Raw genomic sequence first — 20,423 nt, 5'->3', positions numbered from 1 at the left:
ATCAAGCTAGGTCGGCTATATTACTCTAAATTTCTTCAAAGTCAACAGGTAATTTCGATATTTTTAAAACTTATCAATCAACCCAAGAATCCAACCTATTTAGCCAAATCCTTGTTTCTCAACAAGTTTTTATCTGCATCACCGCCGATGGATGTGCATTCTACAGCATTTCAGATCCGATGCAACCCTGTTTTTTATTATTTTCTTTTGCATGTTTCTTTTTTCTACAAAACTGATGTTTTCGTTGTTTTTATCATCTATTTACGTATAAAAAGCAGGCTCTGGGCCTGCTTTTTATTATTTTTATTTCGATTTAGTCGGTGAAAGTCACACGTGCAATCGCTTTTTTGCCTGACTGAATGATTAAAGTGACATTTTCTTTTACAGAGTAGCTCATATCAACCACATTCCAGTCGACTTTAACCGCACCGCGGCCCACGGCGTCTTTTGCAGCAGCGGCATTCGGATTTAAACCTGCAACGCGAAGAATGGTTGCAATAAACAGCTCGCCACCAAACTCACCACGAGAAATCGTTACTTCAGGTGTATCTTCTGGCACTTCACCTTCAGTTACGCGGTTACCTGCACTCTTATGTGCATTTTCTGCTGCTTCTGCATCATGGAAACGCTCAACCAGCTCAAGCGCCAAAATACGTTTGATCTCTTGTGGATTGCGACCCGCAGCCATCTCATCAAGTAGTACCTTGATTTCATCGAGTGACTTAAAGCTGAGTAGATCGAAGTAGCGCTCAATCAGGCTATCTGGCATCGACAGAATTTTTTGGTACATCGCACCTGGTGTATCAAATACGCCAATATAGTTGCCTAAAGATTTAGACATCTTATTGACGCCATCTAAACCTTCAAGAATTGGCACAGTGATACACACTTGTGATTCTTGACCATAACGACCTTGTAAGGTACGACCCATCAACAAGTTAAAGGTTTGGTCTGTTCCACCTAACTCGACATCTGCTTCAAGCGCAATTGAGTCATAGCCTTGTACCAATGGATAGAGGAACTCATGAATCGCAATCGGCTGATGGTTGTTATAGCGCTTGGTAAAGTCATCACGTTCTAACATACGCGATACAGTTTGCTGGCTTGCCAACTGAATTAAATCAGCAGCAGTTTTTTGGCTAAACCATTCTGAGTTAAAACGAACTTTAGTTTTATTTGGGTCTAGGATTTTAAAAACTTGTTCTTGGTAGGTTTTTGCATTGGCAATGACCTGCTCTTGTGACAACGGCGGACGCGTCGCGCTCTTACCTGTTGGGTCACCAATCATTGCAGTATAGTCACCAATCAGGAAAGTCACTTCATGTCCCAAATCCTGAAAGGTTTTTAATTTATTGATCAGAACAGTATGTCCCAAGTGTAAATCAGGAGCCGTAGGGTCAAAGCCTGCTTTTACACGGAGTGGACGATTTTCTTTGAGTTTTTTAAGTAAATCTTCTTCAGAGATAATCTCGTGCGTGCCTCGTTGAATGAGAGCAAGCTGTTCTTCGGCTGGCAAGAAATTTGACATCACAAAACCTAAACACATCAGTTATTCAATTTGTGCGATATACTAACATTTTTTCAGCATCTTGCAGGATAAGTTGTATATGAGCGCAATCTATATTGGTGTAATGACAGGCACGAGCATGGATGGTGTTGATATTGTTGCAACTTCATTCGACCCTTTAACGCTGCATGCCACGCTAACCGTGCCTTTTGAGCCAGAATTACGTGATGAGTTAATGGCGTTGACGCTGCCTGATGACAATGAAATTGACCGTATGGGTAAAGCCGATGTCGCTTTGGCACAAATGATTGGGCGCGGCATCAACGAATTGATCGAGAAAAATAATTTAGATCGTACGCAAATTAAAGCCATTGGTTCACATGGACAAACTATTCGCCATCGTCCTGAACATGGTTTTACCTTGCAAATTGGTGATCCGAATATCATCACTGAAATCACTCAACTCCCTGTAGTGTCTGATTTCCGTCGCCGCGATATGGCCGCAGGGGGGCAAGGTGCACCTTTAGTTCCTGCTTTCCATCAAGCCTTATTTCAGCATGACAGTATTCATCGTGTAATCCTGAATTTAGGTGGAATTGCCAATATCAGTATGCTGCCTGCTAACAATGCAGACGGCGTTTATGGCTTTGATACAGGCCCTGCCAATATCTTGATGGATGGTTGGTGTCATCGCCATACCGGTCATCCTTATGATGAAAATGGCGACTGGGCGGCCTATGGTAATCCGATTCGCTCATTGCTAGATCGTTTGCAAAGCCATGAGTTTTTTGCCAAAGAACCCCCTAAGAGTACGGGTCGTGAAGACTTTAATCTGGAATGGCTAGATGAACAGCTCAGTGACTGGCGTAATGACCTTGGCTATGACGAGCTGGAAGACACACCAGAAAATGTTCAGGCAACCTTAATGAAGCTAACCACACGCGCCATTAAGAAAGCCATTTATCGCAGTAAAGAGTCGATGCCGACAGGTGAAATCTATGTCTGTGGCGGTGGTGCGTATAATTCGCATTTACTTGAACAATTACGCTGGCGCTTGCGTAAACATAACTGGTCTGTACAAACCACAGATGCGCTGGGTTTAGCACCGACGTGGGTAGAAGCGACCGCGTTTGCATGGCTCGCGATGCGATTCGTAGAACAGCTGAGTGGAAACTTGCCTGCGGTCACGGGTGCATCAGGTGATCGTATTTTAGGGACTATCACCGCGGTATAAGCAATAAAAAAAGCTTCTCAACTGGAGAAGCTTTTTTTATGACAAGAATCTATTAAATCGAGAAAGATGAACCACAGCCACAAGTCGTGGTCGCATTCGGGTTTTGCACCACAAAACGTGAACCTTCCAGTCCTTCAAGATAATCAACTACTGAACCAACCAAATATTGATAGCTCAGTGAGTCCACAAGCATTTTAACATCGCCATTCATGAATTCAGCATCATCTTCATTCACGCTTTCAGCAAAGTTAAAGCCGTAAGAGAAACCTGAACATCCGCCACCCGTTACATACACGCGTAACATAAGGTCGTTATTCCCTTCACTTTCGCGTAGTTGGCGAACTTTGTTGGCAGCATTATCTGACAATTCTAGAGCTTGGGCGTTCATGATGGATATTCCTCAGACTTCAATACGTCTTTAATAAATAAAAGACCCGATATTCAGTATAGCATACTCAATATCGGGTCTGTATTTGAAGTTTTAAAGTGCATTTACAAGATTATTTATAGTTCTCGTCTTGTAAGCCACATTCAAAATTCTTGGCATCTTCACGACAACGGAATTGCCATAATAATTTCATCATACGTTTGTCATAAATCCCTTTTGCAGTCAGGTTGATACGTGCTTCACGCATCAGTTTTTGATAGCCAGGCTTATCCGCAGCAGGCACTTCCATCCAGTATTTTTGAGGAATATCTGCTTTCATTTTCCCTAGAATGCCAAAAGCACGTGGCAATTGCGCCTTCACCCACTCACGAGATTTCTGACCAAACCCTGTTGGGAATTTATCAGGATGAATAATCAGGTTACCTGTCACTTGCAAGATTGGATAATTCACAATCGCACCTTTGGTTCCTAAGCCTTTATAGAGCTCCAACGGTTTAAATGCAGCCGCTGGTGCACCAATGATATCGACCTGTCCATTATTAAATTTGGCGCCGAAGTTGGTAATATCTGAACTGACCGCTTGTGCGCCGACTTGTGAAGCCATGATTTTTTGTGCTTCATCATAATCCAATACGGCGATTTTCTTGCCTGCTGCTTTGGCAACAGTATTGATATTACGGTCATTTACCAATAAATAGGCATCGCCGACAGGAATCACCCCAACCACTTCATATTTACCATTTACCATCGCTTTAGCAAAGGTTGGACTTGCCAAGCCCTGCATCACTTTCACAGCGAGTTTAAGGTCTGTAATCGCTCCGATTGCATCCAATGAACCTGTAAACTGGTTAAACTGACGTCCCCGCATGCCTGTGATACTGACACCATCACACTTACCTGCTTTAAAGTCTTCAGCAATGACCGCCTCATTGGTGCCCACTTTAAGCTCAATATCTGCGCCCCAGTTTTTTGCAGCCAATTGATAGTCTTTCATTAAGGCATAGACATCACCGCTTTTCCCGACGATGTCGAATACACAAATCGTTTGTTTTGCTTGAGTCCCGGCAGATACCGCAGCGATACCTGTTGCAAGTATTAATGTTTTAAACCACTGCATTTTATTCTTCCTTTGCATCTATGCTGATTGTTGTTGCACCACACCCAAAATTTAAAATCACGCTACACCCTGATTCAGGTTTTCAAATGAATCTATGTTTTTATTCAGTCATGCTTAATCGTCCTGATTAAAACATATTTTCAATTTCTCAAGATTCCATTTGGTTTTTTATATCTTTCTATCATTACGATCTTTCAATCTAAACACAATGACTCAAATGACAGTGATAAAAAAACAAAAAGCCTAGAATAATCTAGGCTTTAAGTACACTTTATGGCAATTAAGGATTATTCACCCGGTAATGCACATTCAAAGTTTGCTTTATCTACTGAACAACGTGCTTTCTTCAATACAGACATCATACCTGCATCGTAAATACCACGTTTGGTTAAGTCCATACGACCGTCACGTAACAGTTTTTGGTATTTTAAGTTGTCTTCAGCACTTAAGTTCATTTTGTATTTTGCTGGAATCTCTGACTCGTAACGCTTGATCATGGCAAATGCTTTTGGCAATTGTTTCACGAAGTAGTCACGAGATTTTTGACCAAAACCAGCAGGGAATTTTTCTGGACGAATTACAAGATCCGCAGTCACTTGTAGAACTGGGAAGTTAAACATTGCACCATTCGCGCCCAAACCTTTGCTTAACTCTAATGGTTTGTAAGCATAAGCAGGCGCACCAACCATATCGACCTGACCATTGTTGAATTTCGCAGCAAAGTTAGAAATATCAGAAAGGACCGCTTGCGCACCTACGCGTTGTACCATAATTTTTTGTGCGTCGTCATAACCCAATACCGCGAATTTTTTACCCGCTGCTTTTTCAATTGAGTTAATGCTCTTGTCACGTACGAAAATGTAAGCAGCACCGAGCGGAGAGATACCCGCGACTTCGTATTTGTTACCACCTAAATTGGTTGTCATTTTTGCAGCATTACGTGCATCAAGAACATAGGTAATTGCACGTTGTGCAACTGCATTGCTTGGTGCACCACCGAGCGAGTCAACAGAACCCGCAAATTTGTTATATGGACGAGCACGCATTGCTGTCATTGCTACAGCAGCACATTTACCCGCTTTAAAGTTATTATCCGCAACCTGTTCATCCGTGATCGCGAGAAGGTTTACATCTGCACCCCAGCCTTTCGCTGCGAGCGCCCAATCTTGCATCATTTTGTATGATTCGCCTGACTTTCCTAGTAAGTCAAATACACATACGTCAATTGCTGCTTGAGTAGAAGCAGATACACCTAGGATCGAAGTTGCTGCAAGAGCAAGTGCCATTTTTTTCATAGTTTTCATCCTTTCACAAACTTTATGTTTGTCTCCTTGTTCGAAGCAAATATTAATCATGTTTTTTGAAAAAAAATAGAGCTTCTACTCTATTTTTATACCCGTATTGTTTAGTTTTTGTCCTATTTTATCCATTTTGCTTATTTTCATAGACAAATTTATTATATCTACTGATCATTATTTGTCTATTTATGTTTTTGTGTTGCTGCACTCCTTATTATTCACCACTCAAAGTACACTCAAAGTTAGTCCGCTCAACGGTACAGCGGGCACGTTTGAGTACATTCATCATACTCGCGTCATATACGCCTTGCTTGGTTAAATTCATACGCCCATCCCGCAGCATTTTTTGATAACGGGTTTTATCTTCATTGGTCAACGTAATTTTTTTCGCATTCATGCCGGCCTCTAAACGTTGCACCATGGCAAAGTTACTCGGCAATTTATTGACGAACCATTTTCGGGATTGAGGACCAAAGCCTGCTGGGAATTTTTCTGGGCGAATAATCAGGTCACCAGTAATATTGACCACCGGAAAATTAAATAGCGCGCCATTGACCAGTCCCTTACTGATTTCCAAAGGTTTATAGGCATAGGCAGGTGCAGCAATGACATCGACTTGCCCACTATTAAACTTTTTCACAAAGTCTGAAATATCTGAGGGCACAGCGACCAAGTCGATACTTTCAACAATCGCTTTTTGCGCCTGATCATAATGTAAATAAGCGAATTTCTTGCCTTTGGCTTTTTCAATGGTGTCGATCTTTTTATCACGAACAAAAATGTAGGCCAGACCGACCTGAATAATGCCAGCAACTTCGAATTTTTCCCCATCCATTGTCGCAGTCAAACGATGCTGATTACGTTTATCCAGCACATAACTAATTGCTTTCTGTGCAATGGCATTACTGGTGACTGCCCCAACGGCGTCAACAGAACCTGCAAATTTATTATATTTACGGGCCCGCATGGAGGTCATATAAACGCCATCACATTTGCCCGCATCAAAATCTTTTTCCGCTTTTTCTTCATCTTGATAAGGGATTAATTCAATGTCACCTTGCCACGTTTTGGCAGCAAGCTTCCATTCTTCGACCAGCTTATAAGATTCCCCAGCCTTACCCAATAAATCAAATACGCAAATGTCCTGTTTGGCCTGTGCAGGCGTCGCCATGACAAATAGAGCCGTAGCACCCAATGCCCAAAGTCCTTTTTTCATCTTGTTTTCCCTTTCTACGCGATATTGCACAATTTTCCATCAGTGCCTGATCAATATAGTCAGCTTTCGGCTAAAAGCATAGTGCTTTTATATACATACGTCGGGTTTTCATCACTTTTAACACTATTGATCACAGTTTGACAATTTAAGCCAAATCCTTCTAAAGGGGCTATTAAACCCCTTCGTTCATCACAAGATGATGGATTCTGGTTATTCTCCGCCTAAGGTACATTCAAAATTAGTACGATCGACTGTACAGCGTGCCCGTTTGAGTACGTTCATCATGGTGGCGTCATAAATTCCACGTTTAGTCAGATCGATCCGTGCTTCACGCAAAATTTGCTGATAACGTGTTTTATCTTCCTGACTCAGATTGATTTTGTATTTGGCTGGTAATTCCGCTTCGATTCGCTGGATTAAAGCAAAATTGGTGTTAAGACGATTGAGAAACCACTGTCGTGAGTTTTGCCCAAAATTGGTCGTGAACTTTTCAGGCCGAATAATCAGATCCATGGTCATGTTAACCGCAGGAAAAGTAATGATTGCACCGTCATTACCTAAACCTTTATAGATTTCCAGCGGTTTATACGCATAGGCTGGCGCTGCCATAATATCGGCCTGCCCTTGATTAAATTTCTTGGCAATATCCGAAATATCAGAAAGTACAGCTTGTCCACCAAGACTCCTCACCACAATTTTTTGGGCTTCGTCATAGCCCAAGACTGCAAATTTCTTGCCCCTGATTTGTTCAATGGTGTTCATTCTTTTGTCTTTGACAAAGATATAGGCCAGACCAATTTGCGAGATACCCGCCACTTCATAGCTTTGATTTGCGACCCGACTGATTAAACGGCGCTGATTACGCTTATCCAAAGCAAAACTAATCGCTTTCTGTGCTATGGCATAGCTTGGCACAGCGCCAATCGCATCTACCGAGCCTGCAAACTTGTTATAGGCACGTGCACGCATTGAGGTCATATACACACCCTCGCAGCGACCTTGTTCAAAATCATGTTCAGCCATCGCCTCATTTTGATAACTGACCAGATTGATTTCGCCGTGCCATGCTCTCGCGGCTAAGGCCCATTCTTCCATGGCCTTGTACGCTTCGCCTGATTTCCCCATCAAATCAAAAACACAAATTTTAGTTGCAGCACTGGCCTGTGTATTTACAGCCAGTATCAGCATTGCCCCCAATGCCAGAATTCCCTTCTTCATTGCCCCGTCCTAGTTGATTCTTTTTCATGTGATGTGTTGTTTTTCCTAGATTTTAAATCATAATCTGATTTTCATCATAAAAATAGAGTATTTACTCTACTTTGTGATAAGCGGGTGAAATGATGAAGTCTGGCCTAATCTTCAATATAAAATTTGCATTCATGGGTGATCACCTTAAAATGCAGCTATCTATTCGCTATTTTGCATGCTCATGATCCAATTTGACCAAGTTTCATTACGCCGTGGTGGGCGCGTTCTGTTCCAAAAAGCCTCAATGCAGCTTCATCCTGGCTGGAAAATTGGTCTGACTGGTGTCAATGGAGCAGGTAAATCAACTTTATTTGCAGCATTTTTAGGTGAATTGGGCGCAGATGAAGGCAATTTAAGTCGTCCAGCAGTGTGGACAGTGGCACACATGGCGCAAGAAATTAAAGCGCTGGACATGCCTGCCATTGATTTTGTCCTCTCGGGAGATGAGGAATATTGGGATATTCAAGAAAAGCTCGCCCATCCTGATCAACTCAGCAATGATGAGTTAGCGCGTCTTCATGGCCGTTTTGATGAAATCCACGGCTATGCAGCCCCAGCCAAAGCGGCACAATTGATGGCTGGCTTAGGCTTTCTGGATCATCAAATCCGTTTAAACGTTGCCAGTTTCTCTGGTGGCTGGCGTATGCGCTTAAATCTGGCACGTACTTTGATGAGTCGTTCAGACTTGTTATTACTGGACGAACCGACCAACCACTTGGATTTAGATGCGATATTGTGGTTAGAAGACTGGCTAAAAGCGTATGAAGGTACACTGGTTCTGATTTCGCATGACCGTGATTTCCTTGATGCAATTACCGATCATATTCTGCATATCGAAAATCAGGAACTGACGCTATATACGGGCAACTATTCAACCTTTGAAACCACCCGTAGCGAACGTTTAGCGCAACAACAACAAGCATTTGAGAAACAGCAAGAAACGCGTGCCCATCTACAAAAGTTTATTGATCGCTTTAAGGCCAAAGCGACCAAAGCCCGTCAGGCACAGAGCCGTATCAAGCAACTTGAACGCATGCAACAGCTTGCTCCTGCGCATGTCGATACACCATTTACCTTTAGTTTCCGTGAACCCACCAAAATGAGTTCACCGTTGCTTAGTTTAGATGCTGCGACCATTGGTTACGGCGATAAAATGATTGCCGAAAAGATTCGCCTGCAAATCACCCCAAGCTCTCGTATTGGTTTGCTGGGAATGAACGGCGCTGGTAAATCAACACTGATCAAAACTTTGGTCGGGGATTTGCCTCTACTCGCTGGTGAACGTAAAGCTTCAGAACTACTCAATATTGGTTATTTTGCCCAGCACCAAATGGACGCATTGGATGCCAATGCCAGCCCAATGCTGCAATTGGCCCGTATTGCGGACAAAAAAATCAGTGAAGCTGCGTTACGCGCCTTTCTAGGTGGATTTGGCTTTAGCGGTGAACGTATGGACACCCCATGTGAAAGCTTCTCTGGTGGCGAACGCGCGCGTCTCGCATTGGCCTTAATCGTATGGCAGCGTCCAAACGTGCTGATTCTGGATGAACCGACCAACCATTTAGATCTGGATATGCGTCATGCCTTGACCATGGCACTACAAGATTTTGAAGGTGCTGTGGTACTGGTATCGCATGAACGTCAGTTAATTGCCAGTGTCTGTGATGATCTACTGCTCGTGCATGCAGGTAAATGCACCGAGTTTGAAGGTGATCTGCAAGACTATGCCAAATGGTTACGTGAAGCACGTCAGCAACAGATCAATGCACAAAGTGCTGGGCAACAACAAAACGTGTCCACTCAAGCTCCAGCTGTGAAGATCGACAAAGAAGCTCAACGTAAAGAAGCCGCACGCCGCCGTGAAATGACGCGCCCTATTCGTAAAAATATTGAAAAAGTTGAAGCTCAAATCGAAAAGCTGCAACCTCGTCTGGCAGAAATCGAACAGACGCTGGCAGATAGCGCATTGTATGAAGCAAGCCGCAAAGATGACTTGATGAAGCTCATGAATGAACAAAATGAGCTAAAAGCGAAACTGGAACAATTTGAAGAGCAGCTTTTAGAGCTGATGATGGAGCTGGAAGAACTCGAAAGCTCATTTGCTGAATAACATGAGTGATCCATATCTGTAGAAACAGGTATGGATCTCATCTTTTAAGGCCACTTCTCTCAATATAAAAAACGATTTTTATTAAACGTAAAAATATTGATCAGATACCTAAAAACACTATGAATATCATGAAAAATGTCATGAATCTGTCGATAATTTAAGATAAGGTAAAACTGGAATTTTCGTAGAAAATTGAGCTTTGGGTTCAGGCTCGATATACTCAGCTCCCATTGTTGTAATGTTATAACTGACGAATGAATCCTGAGGGTTAAATTCATTTCACATTTTTTTGTACTTTAATTTGGTGAGTACTCTATTTTGGATCATACAAACTGAATGAATTCTTTAGATTTTATTTTTAATTTTGAACATATTCTGCCCATTTTGGTTCAAGAATATGGTTTATGGATCTATTTTATCCTCTTCTTAATTATTTTTTCAGAAACAGCCTTTGTTTTCATGTTCTTCTTACCCGGTGATAGCTTATTGCTGACGGTAGGTGCATTGTGTTCTGTCGTTGAAATGATGCATCTTGGCTATATGATCAGCCTGCTGTTCTTTGCTGCAGCATTGGGCTATATGGTGAACTATCATATTGGCCGTCATTTTGGTGACCGCATTTTTAATGTGAAATCACGCTTCATCAAGCAGGAATATCTACAAAAAACCAATGTGTTTTTCCTAAAACATGGTGGAAAAACCATTTTATTGGCGCGTTTTATTCCTTTTGCACGATCTTTCGCACCATTGGCAGCAGGTTCGAGCAATATGAATTACACGCATTTTGTTGTGTATAACATTCTAGGGGCTTTACTCTGGATCAGCGTACTGGTGACAGCAGGTTACCTGTTTGGCCATGCCTTAATTCAGGTCAGTGATTTTGTAGAAAGTTAATTCCCTTTCAGTACCATATTGTATGATCTAGCAGGAAAGTTCGTCTTTCCTGCTTTTTTTTAATCCATTTATTCTATGTCAGGTTTCACGTGGAACGTAAAAAACAATAGTAAATAATAATGAAAATAATTATCAATAAAAATAGAATCGGCTTGTAAAAATATAAATTATTCGGGGAAGCCATGATCCATTCAGCATGGAATAATCAGTTATGAGCCAAACAATCACTTCAGCGAAGAAAACCAATTCACGCTGGTTCCGCATCAATTTATGGATTCACCGCTGGATCAGCTTAGTGATTGTCCTTCCCTTTACGATTTTATCAATCACGGGAATCATTCTGATCTTTCATGAAGAAATCGATCATGCGTTTGGTATGGAACCGACGGCGCTTCACTCCTCTTTACAACAACAGCGCCCACTCGCAGATTCATTAGCCACAGCACAAAATGCCTATCCTGATGAACACATTATCAGTACAGGCTACGATCCTGAGCATCATCCGGGTGTACTGCTGATCGGAATGGCAAAACCAGAACAGAGTTTTGAGCAAGTGCGTTGGCTATTTGCAGATATTGGTTCTGCTACGCTGATTCAGCAACCAAGTGAACGGGATACTTTAACGGGTTTCTTACTGGAACTGCATGCCAACTGGTTTTTAGGTTTTATTGGACAATTGATAGGTGCCTTGATTGCCTTTCTAGTGTTCTTATCACTGATTTCAGGGCTGGTGGTTTACACCCCTTATGTGAAAAAATTCTTTTTTGGGATTATTCGAACAGGCAAAGGTCAGCGTTTATTACAACTCGATTTACATAACTTAATCGGTTCAGCGATACTCGGTTGGGCGTTGGTGGTGACCTTAACAGGCTTTTTACTCGGTTTTGGTACGGTTGCCATTGGTCTCTGGCAAATGACTGAACTGAAAGCTCTTCAAGACAAATATCATCATGTCAGCCCAATTAACCCGACACTAAGCATAGATGATATCTATGCTGCTGCACAAAAAGGTGAAGTCGGCTGGCACCCTACCACTGTGTTCTATCCTAAAACTGAATATTCGACTCAAGGGCATTACATGGTATTGCTGCAAGGTGATGAAGGTCTAAACGAAAAAATGCTGAAGGTTGCCTTGGTCAATGCAGCCACAGGACAAGTCGATACTGTTGAAGAACTCCCTACCTATCTGAAAGCCATCTTGCTCTCTCAGCCTCTACATTTTGGTAATTACGGCGGTATGCCATTAAAGATCCTGTGGAGCTTATGTACGCTTTTAAGCTTATTTATTACCCTGAATGGTGCTGGGCTATGGTGGGCAAAACGTCAGCAAAAAAGTTTAAAAGGAGCCAACAATGCAACTATGGAATAAGTCAGGTTTCTTATGGCTAATGGCTTTATGCAGTATTTTAGGGATTATTGGAATGCTGCTGATGGAGGGTATTGCAGATATTATTTTTCTAATGATCACCCTGCTTCCAGTTTTAGTCGCAGGATGGAGAGCTTATCTTTTACAGCAACGCAAAAGATAAGCTCTTTTTACATGCTATTGATGCCTAAATTAATTAAGCATCAATATCTGCATTTAATGCATTTTCTTCAATGAAGGCACGACGTGGTTCTACATCATCGCCCATCAAGCATGAGAACATACGATCTGCTTCGATCGCATCATCAATGGTCACCTGTAACATATTACGGTTTTCAGGGTCCATCGTGGTTTCCCAAAGCTGCTCAGCGTTCATCTCACCCAAACCTTTATAGCGTTGGATCATCATACCGCGGCGCGAGTCTTGTAAAATGTGCTGCCACACTTGGTGGAAGCTGTTAACCTGAATACGGCGATCACCTTTTTGCAGATAAGCCCCATCTTCAAGCAAGCTGAACCAGCTCTTCGAGTTTTTCAGCAAACGTGCATATTCAGCAGAATTTAACAGACCAGCATCGAGTAAATAAGAATGCGGTAAGTTATGCACATAGACCGTTACACGTGGCCAATAATGCGCTGATTTCTCACCTTGCGCATTTTCACGCTCAAACGCTTCCAAGCTAATTTCAGGACGCAAGCTCGGTTGTAACTTTTCAATTGCAACACGTAATTGCTCAGCCCATGATTCAACATAGTCGCGTTCATGGTTGTGATCTGCTTTAAATGCATCCAGCTCAAGTAAGCCATCCAGTAAACTTGCTGGATAACGTTGCGTTAAGCGCTGTAAACTCTTTTGTGATACCTGATAATCAGCAATCACACTTGCCAATGCAGAACCATTAATCGCAGGCGCTTCAGGGCTCACATGTAATGCAAGTTCATCAATCGCGTTTGAGATCAGGTAAGTTTCAAGTGCATCATTATCTTTGATGTACTGCTCTTGCTTGCCTTTCTTCAACTTATACAATGGTGGCTGTGCAATATAAATATATCCACGCTCAACCAATTCTGGCATTTGACGGAAGAAGAAGGTCAATAACAAAGTACGAATATGTGAACCATCCACGTCCGCATCGGTCATGATAATGATTTTGTGATAACGTAATTTGTCTGGGTTGTATTCTTCACGTCCGATACCACAGCCCAAAGCGGTAATTAAAGTTCCCACTTCCTGACTGGAAATCATCTTGTCAAAGCGCGCACGTTCAACGTTCAGGATCTTACCTTTCAACGGTAAAATCGCCTGCATCTTACGGTTACGACCTTGTTTCGCACTACCGCCCGCAGAGTCACCCTCGACCAGATAAAGTTCAGACAATGCTGGATCTTTTTCCTGACAGTCTGCCAATTTACCTGGTAAACCAGCGATGTCTAAAGCGCTCTTACGACGTGTCATTTCACGTGCTTTACGAGCAGCATCACGCGCACGTGCTGCATCAATAATCTTACCAGCGATCGATTTCGCCGCTTGCGGGTTTTCAAGCAAATAAGCCGAGAACTCTTTGTTCATCGCCTGCTCGACCGCAGGTTTCACTTCACTCGACACCAGTTTTTCTTTGGTTTGTGAAGAGAATTTTGGATCAGGCACTTTCACTGAAATGATGGCAGTTAAGCCTTCACGCGCATCATCACCAGTCACAGCAACTTTTTCTTTTTTTAGTAAGCTTTCATTTTCCATGTAGCTGTTTAAGCCACGGGTCAATGCTGCACGGAAACCTGCAAGGTGAGTACCGCCATCTTTTTGCGGAATATTGTTGGTAAAGCAACGAACATTCTCTTGATAGCTGTCATTCCACTGCAATGCCACTTCAACCCCAATACCGTTGTCTGCATCTGTGGTGAAATGGAAAATATCGTTGAGATGGGTTTTACCTTCGTTAATATATTTAACGAACTCGGATAAACCACCTTCATAATCGTAAACGTGCTCAAGATTAACGCGCTCATCACGCAATACGATACGTACACCCGCATTCAGAAATGAAAGTTCTCTTAAACGACGTGCCAAGATATCAACACTGAAAATGGTTTGGCTAAAGGTCAATTCACTTGGCCAGAAACGAACTGTTGTACCTGATTGGTCAGTTTCGCCCACAACTTTCAATGGATATTGAGGATCACCATGTGCATATTCCTGCTCATGGATTTTACCTGCACGTTGAATGGTCAAATGCAATTTCTTAGAAAGCGCATTTACAACCGAAACACCTACACCGTGTAAACCGCCCGATACTTTATAGCTGTTGTCATCGAACTTACCGCCCGCGTGCAGAATGGTCAGAATAACTTCTGCCGCAGACACCCCTTCTTCAGGGTGAATATCGGTTGGAATACCACGACCATTATCAGACACACTGACTGACTCATCTTCATGAATCGTCACTAAGATCTCGTCACAATGACCTGCTAAAGCTTCATCGATGGCATTATCCACCACCTCAAACACCATATGGTGCAAACCTGTACCGTCATCGGTGTCACCGATATACATGCCAGGACGTTTACGAACCGCGTCTAATCCACGTAATACTTTAATACTAGAGGAATCATAAGCCTTTTCATTTGTTTGTTCTGTTTGAGAGACTGATTGAGACTCTGAACTCATGGTTACTCCCTAGTAAATATCTAATCTATCCAAAGATGAGGAAATAAAATTATGGCGCAGCAAGACTGACTTGGCCTTGGACAACGTGAAACAATTGAAAGGAAATCGACAAATCATGTAAGTGTTTTAATACCGACGTATGGTCTAAGGTCGTCATAAAAACCTGACTTCCTAACTGACTCAATCGCTCAATTAAACGTTGTTGTGCAGCTAAATCTAACTCTGCTGTCAGATCATCTAATAATACCACAGTTTCCTTGTTACTCGCATGCAGCATTGCAATTTGTGACAGTTTTAATGCCATGATTAACAACTTTTTTTGCCCACGCGATAATACGTCATCTGCGTTGCCATACGGGGTTTTCAAGCGCAAATCTGCACGATGTGGGCCATACTCGGTATAACGCCGTTCCTGGTCTCTTTGGTGCTGTTGAATCAGGTCTTGCAACAGACCTTGTTCGGTATGAAAACCGGCATGATATTCCAGTTCAATTTCAAGATTTGGCAAAAGCTGCTGCAAATCTTCCTGAAAAAACTGGTTCCATTGCTCCACGATACCGACCCGTTGCGAGTGCAAAATTTCGCCATAATCGCTCAGCATTTTGTTCCACGGCTCTAAATCCGCCAGACTCAGGTTACGCCGTGTCTTTAACAAGCTATTGCGCTGTTTTAAGGCACGAGAATAGTACTGCCAAGCAAAATAGAACTCAGGTTCCACGTGGAACATCAACCAGTCCAGCAATTGCCGTCTTGGTTTGGCGCCATGATCAATAATATCGGTACTTTGCGGATCAATATGCTGCAAGGGCAAAAGTTTTGCCAGTTGTCCTTGAGTGGCAATGGTATCACCATTGACCTTGATCAGTTGCTCACCCGAAGCCAGCTTTTGCATACCAATCCGTTCACTCGCCGACTGTGCGAATACAATCGCATCATCCGCCTCATACTGGATGTAATGTTTTGGAATATGGGTGCGAAATGAGCGACCAGTGGCCAATAAATGAATGGATTCCAGAATCGATGTCTTTCCAGAACCATTAGACCCGTAAAAAATATTAAACGGTTGCAACTCATTGAGTGCAACCGCCTTTAGATTACGTACACGTTCGATATTTAAACGCGTGATTTGCATGCTTAAAAACTCAAATCATCAATGCCAATTACACACGCATCGGCATAACAACGTAAGTCTGGTCTGGATGCGCTGGATCTTGAACAAGTACCGACTGGTTTGCTTCAGTCATGCTCATTCTCACATCATCACCATCCAGCACACTCAATACATCAAGGATATATTGCGCATTGAATGACATTTCTAGTGGGGCATCCTGATATTGAATTGCAATATCTTCAACCGCTTCATCTTGCTCTGGGTTATTAGCACGGAGTTGCAACGAATCCTGATTAAAATTCAGGAACACACCACGTAATTTCTCATTACTTAAAATCGCAACACGTTGTAAAGACTGCTTAAATACATCATGCGCAATAAAGACATGCTTATCACCACCTTTCGGAATAACACGGCGATAATCAGGGAATTTACCGTCAATCAATTTGGTGGTGAAACGAACAGTAATATCACCCTGCTCTTTATCACGGCTTGGCGTATTAATCGTGACATTCAACAATTCACGACCAATTAACAAGGTAAGTTGCTCATCTTCAATGCTCAACAAACGCTGCAATTCACCCACTGCTTTACGAGGCACAATTGCCTGAATCGATGCAGAAGCAGTTGATGACGCCAATACTTCACATAATGCTAAACGGTGACCGTCTGTTGTTACGGTGCGTAATTGATTTTGATCAATTTCCAGCAATGTACCTGTCAAATAGAAACGTACATCCTGTACCGCCATTGCAAAGGCCGTTTTTTCAAATAAACGTTTTAATTCGCGCTGAGTCACCTGAACTTGTGTGCCCTGACTATTTTCAGTGGTGAGTAAAGGATAATCATCAGCTGGAAGCGTACCCAACACAAAGCGGCTGTTACCCGATTTTAAAATACAACGCTGATCTTCTGTAATTTGTAAGTCAATCAAGGCTGCTGTAGGAAGAGATTTACAAATTTCGACTAATTTACGTGCAGGAACAGTGGTCTCCCCTGCTTCCAGACAAGCACCTTCAGCTAACGTTGTGCTTGCAACCAGTTCAACTTCTAAATCAGAACCTGTAATGGTTAAGGCCTGTTGAGTGGTTTGAATTTTAACATTTGAAAGAATATTCAAAGTATGACGACGCTCTACAGCCCCGACTACATGTGATAAAACATTGAGTAAACTTTCTTTAGCGATTTTCAAACGCACGATTTTATTCCTCTTACAACAGAAGCCGATATGAATGTTAGCAGTGTACTATGCTGCACTTAAAAGCAGTTTGCAACCATGAAAATTGAGTCAGCCGAGATTATGCTCAGGCCTAACTTTGTAATAAACGAAGTAAGTTTTTATAATCTTCATTAAAAATCGGATCTTCTTCACGCAAGCTGACCACTTTTTCGCAGGCATGCATCACGGTACTGTGATCTCGCCCACCAAAGGCCATTCCGATTTCGGGAAAACTATCTCCCGTTAATTCACGCGCCAATCCCATCGCCAATTGACGTGGTCTTGCATAAATACGGGTACGTTTTGGCCCAATCAGTTCTTTTAACGGAATTCGGAAGTATTCGCTCACCACACGCTGGATATTTTCCACGCTAATGGTACGGGCACGGATCGCCAGAACGTCTTTTAATGACTCTCTCACCACATCCAGATCGATGGCGGTACCTTTAAATCGTGAAATTGCCACAACTTTGTTCAATGCACCTTCAAGTTCACGAACGTTTGCGACCACTTGTTGCGCAATAAACAAAGCACAGTTGCGAGGTAAATCTACACCACTATTTTCAGCTTTTTTCAGCAAAATTTCGATACGGGTTTCAATATCAGGCGGCTCAACACCAACTGAAAGTCCCCAAGAGAATCGAGAAACCAGACGTGGATCTAGTTCGGTGAGTTCTTTTGGATAACGGTCTGACGTTAAAATAATTTGCTTTGATTCATCTAGTAAAGCATTGAAAGTATAGAAGAATTCAACAAGACTGGCTTCTTTACCAGCAAGTAAATGAATATCATCGACCAAGAGTAAATCTAAAGAACGACAATTTTTCTTAAACTCTTCAACCTTACCTTTCTGTAATGAACTGACAAAGTCTTGCACAAAACTTTCCGAGGTCATGTACATCACACGTGCATTGGGTTTGGCTTGTAACAGCGCATTCCCTACCGCTTGCATCAAGTGTGTTTTACCCAAGCCTGTTGGGCCATACAGAAATAAAGGATTGTGCTGAGATGCACCTAATTGGGTTAACACCTTACGACAAGTCTCAGCAGCCATCTGGTTAGAACGGCCTTCAACAAACAAAGAGAATGTAAATAACGGATTGAGTTGTCTTTTCTTCGGTATTTTAGTGACATTTTGACTGGGTTGAACCAAATCAGATTCTTTTTTGGCTTTAACAGGCACGGCGGTCACTGTCGGCGCACTACTTAAAGCTGCAGTTGTGGTTGCTGGTTGTTCATTAGAAGACAAAATTGTACCTGGACGAGAGTCGACCAAAATCTCAACCTGACGTACGCGACCTTCAGACAGTTGTTCAGCAAGAATTGAAATCAATTCTAAATGGTTATCTTGAATATAACGTGTCCAATAAGGGTTCGGTGCGTATAAACGCATCACACCATCAACCTCTTCGGCAACTAAAGGACGAATCCACATCGCAAAGACGTTATCAGATAGCTCTTGTCGCAAGCGAGTTAAGCAGTCTGTCCAGAGCATGTGCATCCCCTATATATCCATTTTTAAATTCAAAAAATAAAAATCACCAGCCCCATCTTTCGAAGGGGTCGCCATTCTAACTAAGTTATCCACATCTGTCAGGCCAATTTATGGGACTTTTGCTGAAAAAGAAAGCAGTCGTTTATAAATTTAAATTCAAAACCACTTGTGTATAACTTTTCGCACAAGCTGTGGATAATTTTAACCATCAAGTTATCCACAATCTATAAAATTGATAAAAACATGGTTATCCACAAAGTAACTATTTGTTTATTTATAGAAAAACGTCACTTTCCACAGAATAAATCCACCCTAATAAGAATAAATTTAAATTTTAAAATTTGAATTTACTTATAGGGTTCGACCAAATTGTGGATAAACGAGCATATCGAAATTTAAATTCAAAATCCAAGAATTAAATTTAAATTAGAAATAGAATTGTTGATAACTGTGGTATTAAGCTGTGAATATAGCTGAATGTTGATATAATATAAAGAGATAGCTTGTGTATATTTTTTGTTTTCAATAAAAGTACTTCTCTACGCGTAGGCGTATTGCTTCAAAACAGAACAAACAAAATGTAAAGTTTTTGATTTTTCATTGACAGCGTAAACATTGCACAATAAAATCGCGGACCTTTATAGAAAGATCATTTTGGAGTTTCGAAATGAAACGTACTTTCCAACCATCTGAATTAAAGCGTAAACGCGTTCATGGTTTCCGCGCTCGTATGGCTACTAAAGCAGGTCGTCAAGTTTTAGCTCGTCGTCGTGCAAAAGGTCGTCATAGCTTAACTGTTTAATACTGTTAAGCTGACCAGACTTGGGTGATGACACTTTACAGTTTCAGTACTGAATCTCGTATTCGTTGTGCTGCTGATTATAAAAGTGTATTTGATGGTGCGCTTTTTAAAGTGCATCAGCCCCATTTCCTTTTTTTAGCAAAATTAACCGAACAGCCTAACAGCCGTTTGGGTATTGTCGTTGCTAAAAAAAAGGTACGTCGTGCTCATGAACGAAATCGAATAAAACGTCTTGCTCGGGAGAGCTTCCGTTTACATCAAGCGCAATTTAATGCTGATATCGATATTGTGGTGATGCCTAAAATAGGTATAGAAGCAATCTCAAATGAAGAATTACATCAACAATTAGATTTTGCTTGGCAAAAATTACAACGCTTAGCAAAGAAGCATTCCAAAGTCGTTGTGACATCCCTCCAAAATTAGAGATCTCCAATGGTACGTTTACTTCATTGGTTGATAAGATGTTACCAAATTGCAATTAGTCCATTATTGGGTCCTCGTTGTCGCTATATTCCCACTTGCTCGCAATATGCAATTGAAGCTTTACAAACGCATGGGGCGGTCAAAGGTGTATGGCTATCGACTAAGCGAATTTGCCGTTGTCATCCTTGGGGTGGTTCAGGCTATGATCCAGTCCCCCGCAAAGCACTTCGTTTTATTTCGTTTCATCAAATAGATTCTCAAATGCATCACGTTGCTGTACCCTTTCGTGATCGTTTATTCAAGCAAAATCTCTCTAATCATTTGGGATAA

Annotated in this window: 18 protein-coding genes; 8 read left to right on the top strand and 10 right to left on the bottom strand. The window is 41.9% G+C overall.

Features of this window, described 5'->3' with window-relative positions; translation table 11 throughout:
• Nucleotides 1–313 precede the first annotated feature (313 nt).
• Nucleotides 314–1,546: a tyrosine--tRNA ligase gene (gene tyrS, locus PJ15_RS17375; RefSeq protein WP_009506246.1), complete on the bottom strand. Its 1,233-nt coding sequence runs from the start codon at nucleotides 1,544–1,546 to the stop codon at nucleotides 314–316.
• A gap of 61 nt (nucleotides 1,547–1,607) precedes the next feature.
• On the opposite strand from tyrS, the gene PJ15_RS17370 reads away from it, so the two are divergent.
• Nucleotides 1,608–2,741 (top strand): anhydro-N-acetylmuramic acid kinase, encoded by a 1,134-nt coding sequence (locus tag PJ15_RS17370; RefSeq protein ID WP_004776518.1) that lies wholly within the window; start codon nucleotides 1,608–1,610, stop codon nucleotides 2,739–2,741.
• A gap of 52 nt (nucleotides 2,742–2,793) precedes the next feature.
• Here the strand turns inward: PJ15_RS17370 and erpA are convergent, their stop codons facing one another.
• From erpA to PJ15_RS17345, 5 genes are all read right to left on the bottom strand, one after another.
• Nucleotides 2,794–3,129 (bottom strand): iron-sulfur cluster insertion protein ErpA, encoded by a 336-nt coding sequence (gene erpA, locus PJ15_RS17365; protein ID WP_004776517.1) that lies wholly within the window; start codon nucleotides 3,127–3,129, stop codon nucleotides 2,794–2,796.
• A 112-nt stretch (nucleotides 3,130–3,241) separates the two neighbouring features.
• Nucleotides 3,242–4,246, bottom strand: coding sequence for a putative solute-binding protein (locus PJ15_RS17360; RefSeq protein ID WP_004776516.1), 1,005 nt, complete (start codon nucleotides 4,244–4,246; stop codon nucleotides 3,242–3,244).
• 287 nt (nucleotides 4,247–4,533) lie between these two features.
• Nucleotides 4,534–5,541, bottom strand: coding sequence for a putative solute-binding protein (locus tag PJ15_RS17355; protein WP_004776514.1), 1,008 nt, complete (start codon nucleotides 5,539–5,541; stop codon nucleotides 4,534–4,536).
• Between the two features lie 217 nt (nucleotides 5,542–5,758).
• The gene (locus tag PJ15_RS17350; RefSeq protein ID WP_005260331.1) at nucleotides 5,759–6,760 is read right to left on the bottom strand and encodes a putative solute-binding protein; all 1,002 of its coding nucleotides are present in this window, start codon (nucleotides 6,758–6,760) and stop codon (nucleotides 5,759–5,761) included.
• A gap of 210 nt (nucleotides 6,761–6,970) precedes the next feature.
• Complete coding sequence (locus PJ15_RS17345) at nucleotides 6,971–7,978, bottom strand: putative solute-binding protein (protein ID WP_047432969.1); 1,008 nt, start codon at nucleotides 7,976–7,978, stop codon at nucleotides 6,971–6,973.
• Between the two features lie 211 nt (nucleotides 7,979–8,189).
• Here PJ15_RS17345 and PJ15_RS17340 point away from each other — a divergent pair, with 211 nt between their 5' ends.
• The 4 genes from PJ15_RS17340 (at nucleotide 8,190) to PJ15_RS18690 (ending at nucleotide 12,541) form a co-directional block, all read left to right on the top strand.
• Nucleotides 8,190–10,118: an ATP-binding cassette domain-containing protein gene (locus PJ15_RS17340; protein ID WP_047432966.1), complete on the top strand. Its 1,929-nt coding sequence runs from the start codon at nucleotides 8,190–8,192 to the stop codon at nucleotides 10,116–10,118.
• Between the two features lie 336 nt (nucleotides 10,119–10,454).
• Nucleotides 10,455–11,012 (top strand): VTT domain-containing protein, encoded by a 558-nt coding sequence (locus PJ15_RS17335; protein ID WP_047432965.1) that lies wholly within the window; start codon nucleotides 10,455–10,457, stop codon nucleotides 11,010–11,012.
• A gap of 211 nt (nucleotides 11,013–11,223) precedes the next feature.
• Entirely contained in the window at nucleotides 11,224–12,381 is a 1,158-nt protein-coding gene (locus PJ15_RS17330; RefSeq protein WP_047432961.1) for a PepSY-associated TM helix domain-containing protein, read from the top strand.
• Complete coding sequence (locus PJ15_RS18690; RefSeq protein WP_171248625.1) at nucleotides 12,365–12,541, top strand: hypothetical protein; 177 nt, start codon at nucleotides 12,365–12,367, stop codon at nucleotides 12,539–12,541. Before PJ15_RS17330 ends, PJ15_RS18690 begins: the two co-directional genes overlap by 17 nt.
• 33 nt (nucleotides 12,542–12,574) lie before the next feature.
• Here PJ15_RS18690 and gyrB read toward each other — a convergent pair whose 3' ends face one another.
• The 4 genes from gyrB to dnaA form a co-directional block, all read right to left on the bottom strand.
• Nucleotides 12,575–15,043 carry a DNA topoisomerase (ATP-hydrolyzing) subunit B gene (gene gyrB / locus PJ15_RS17325; RefSeq protein ID WP_047432959.1) on the bottom strand — a complete coding sequence of 823 codons (2,469 nt, stop codon included), beginning with the start codon at nucleotides 15,041–15,043 and terminating at the stop codon, nucleotides 12,575–12,577.
• Between the two features lie 49 nt (nucleotides 15,044–15,092).
• Entirely contained in the window at nucleotides 15,093–16,175 is a 1,083-nt protein-coding gene (gene recF / locus PJ15_RS17320; RefSeq protein ID WP_005260342.1) for a DNA replication/repair protein RecF, read from the bottom strand.
• A gap of 28 nt (nucleotides 16,176–16,203) precedes the next feature.
• Complete coding sequence (dnaN, locus tag PJ15_RS17315; protein WP_047432957.1) at nucleotides 16,204–17,352, bottom strand: DNA polymerase III subunit beta; 1,149 nt, start codon at nucleotides 17,350–17,352, stop codon at nucleotides 16,204–16,206.
• 112 nt (nucleotides 17,353–17,464) lie between these two features.
• The gene (gene dnaA, locus PJ15_RS17310; protein WP_004776496.1) at nucleotides 17,465–18,868 is read right to left on the bottom strand and encodes a chromosomal replication initiator protein DnaA; all 1,404 of its coding nucleotides are present in this window, start codon (nucleotides 18,866–18,868) and stop codon (nucleotides 17,465–17,467) included.
• Between the two features lie 667 nt (nucleotides 18,869–19,535).
• Here dnaA and rpmH point away from each other — a divergent pair.
• The 3 genes from rpmH to yidD are packed head-to-tail and all read left to right on the top strand — an operon-like array spanning nucleotide 19,536 to nucleotide 20,423.
• The gene (gene rpmH / locus PJ15_RS17305; RefSeq protein WP_000831329.1) at nucleotides 19,536–19,670 is read left to right on the top strand and encodes a 50S ribosomal protein L34; all 135 of its coding nucleotides are present in this window, start codon (nucleotides 19,536–19,538) and stop codon (nucleotides 19,668–19,670) included.
• A gap of 27 nt (nucleotides 19,671–19,697) precedes the next feature.
• Complete coding sequence (rnpA, locus tag PJ15_RS17300; RefSeq protein ID WP_005260345.1) at nucleotides 19,698–20,093, top strand: ribonuclease P protein component; 396 nt, start codon at nucleotides 19,698–19,700, stop codon at nucleotides 20,091–20,093.
• Nucleotides 20,094–20,102: 9 nt separating this feature from the next.
• Nucleotides 20,103–20,423 (top strand): membrane protein insertion efficiency factor YidD, encoded by a 321-nt coding sequence (yidD, locus tag PJ15_RS17295; RefSeq protein WP_004660550.1) that lies wholly within the window; start codon nucleotides 20,103–20,105, stop codon nucleotides 20,421–20,423.

The organism is Acinetobacter sp. neg1 (assembly GCF_000788125.1).
GTDB lineage: Bacteria > Pseudomonadota > Gammaproteobacteria > Pseudomonadales > Moraxellaceae > Acinetobacter > Acinetobacter vivianii.
This window is presented reverse-complemented; position numbering and strand designations above follow the sequence as displayed.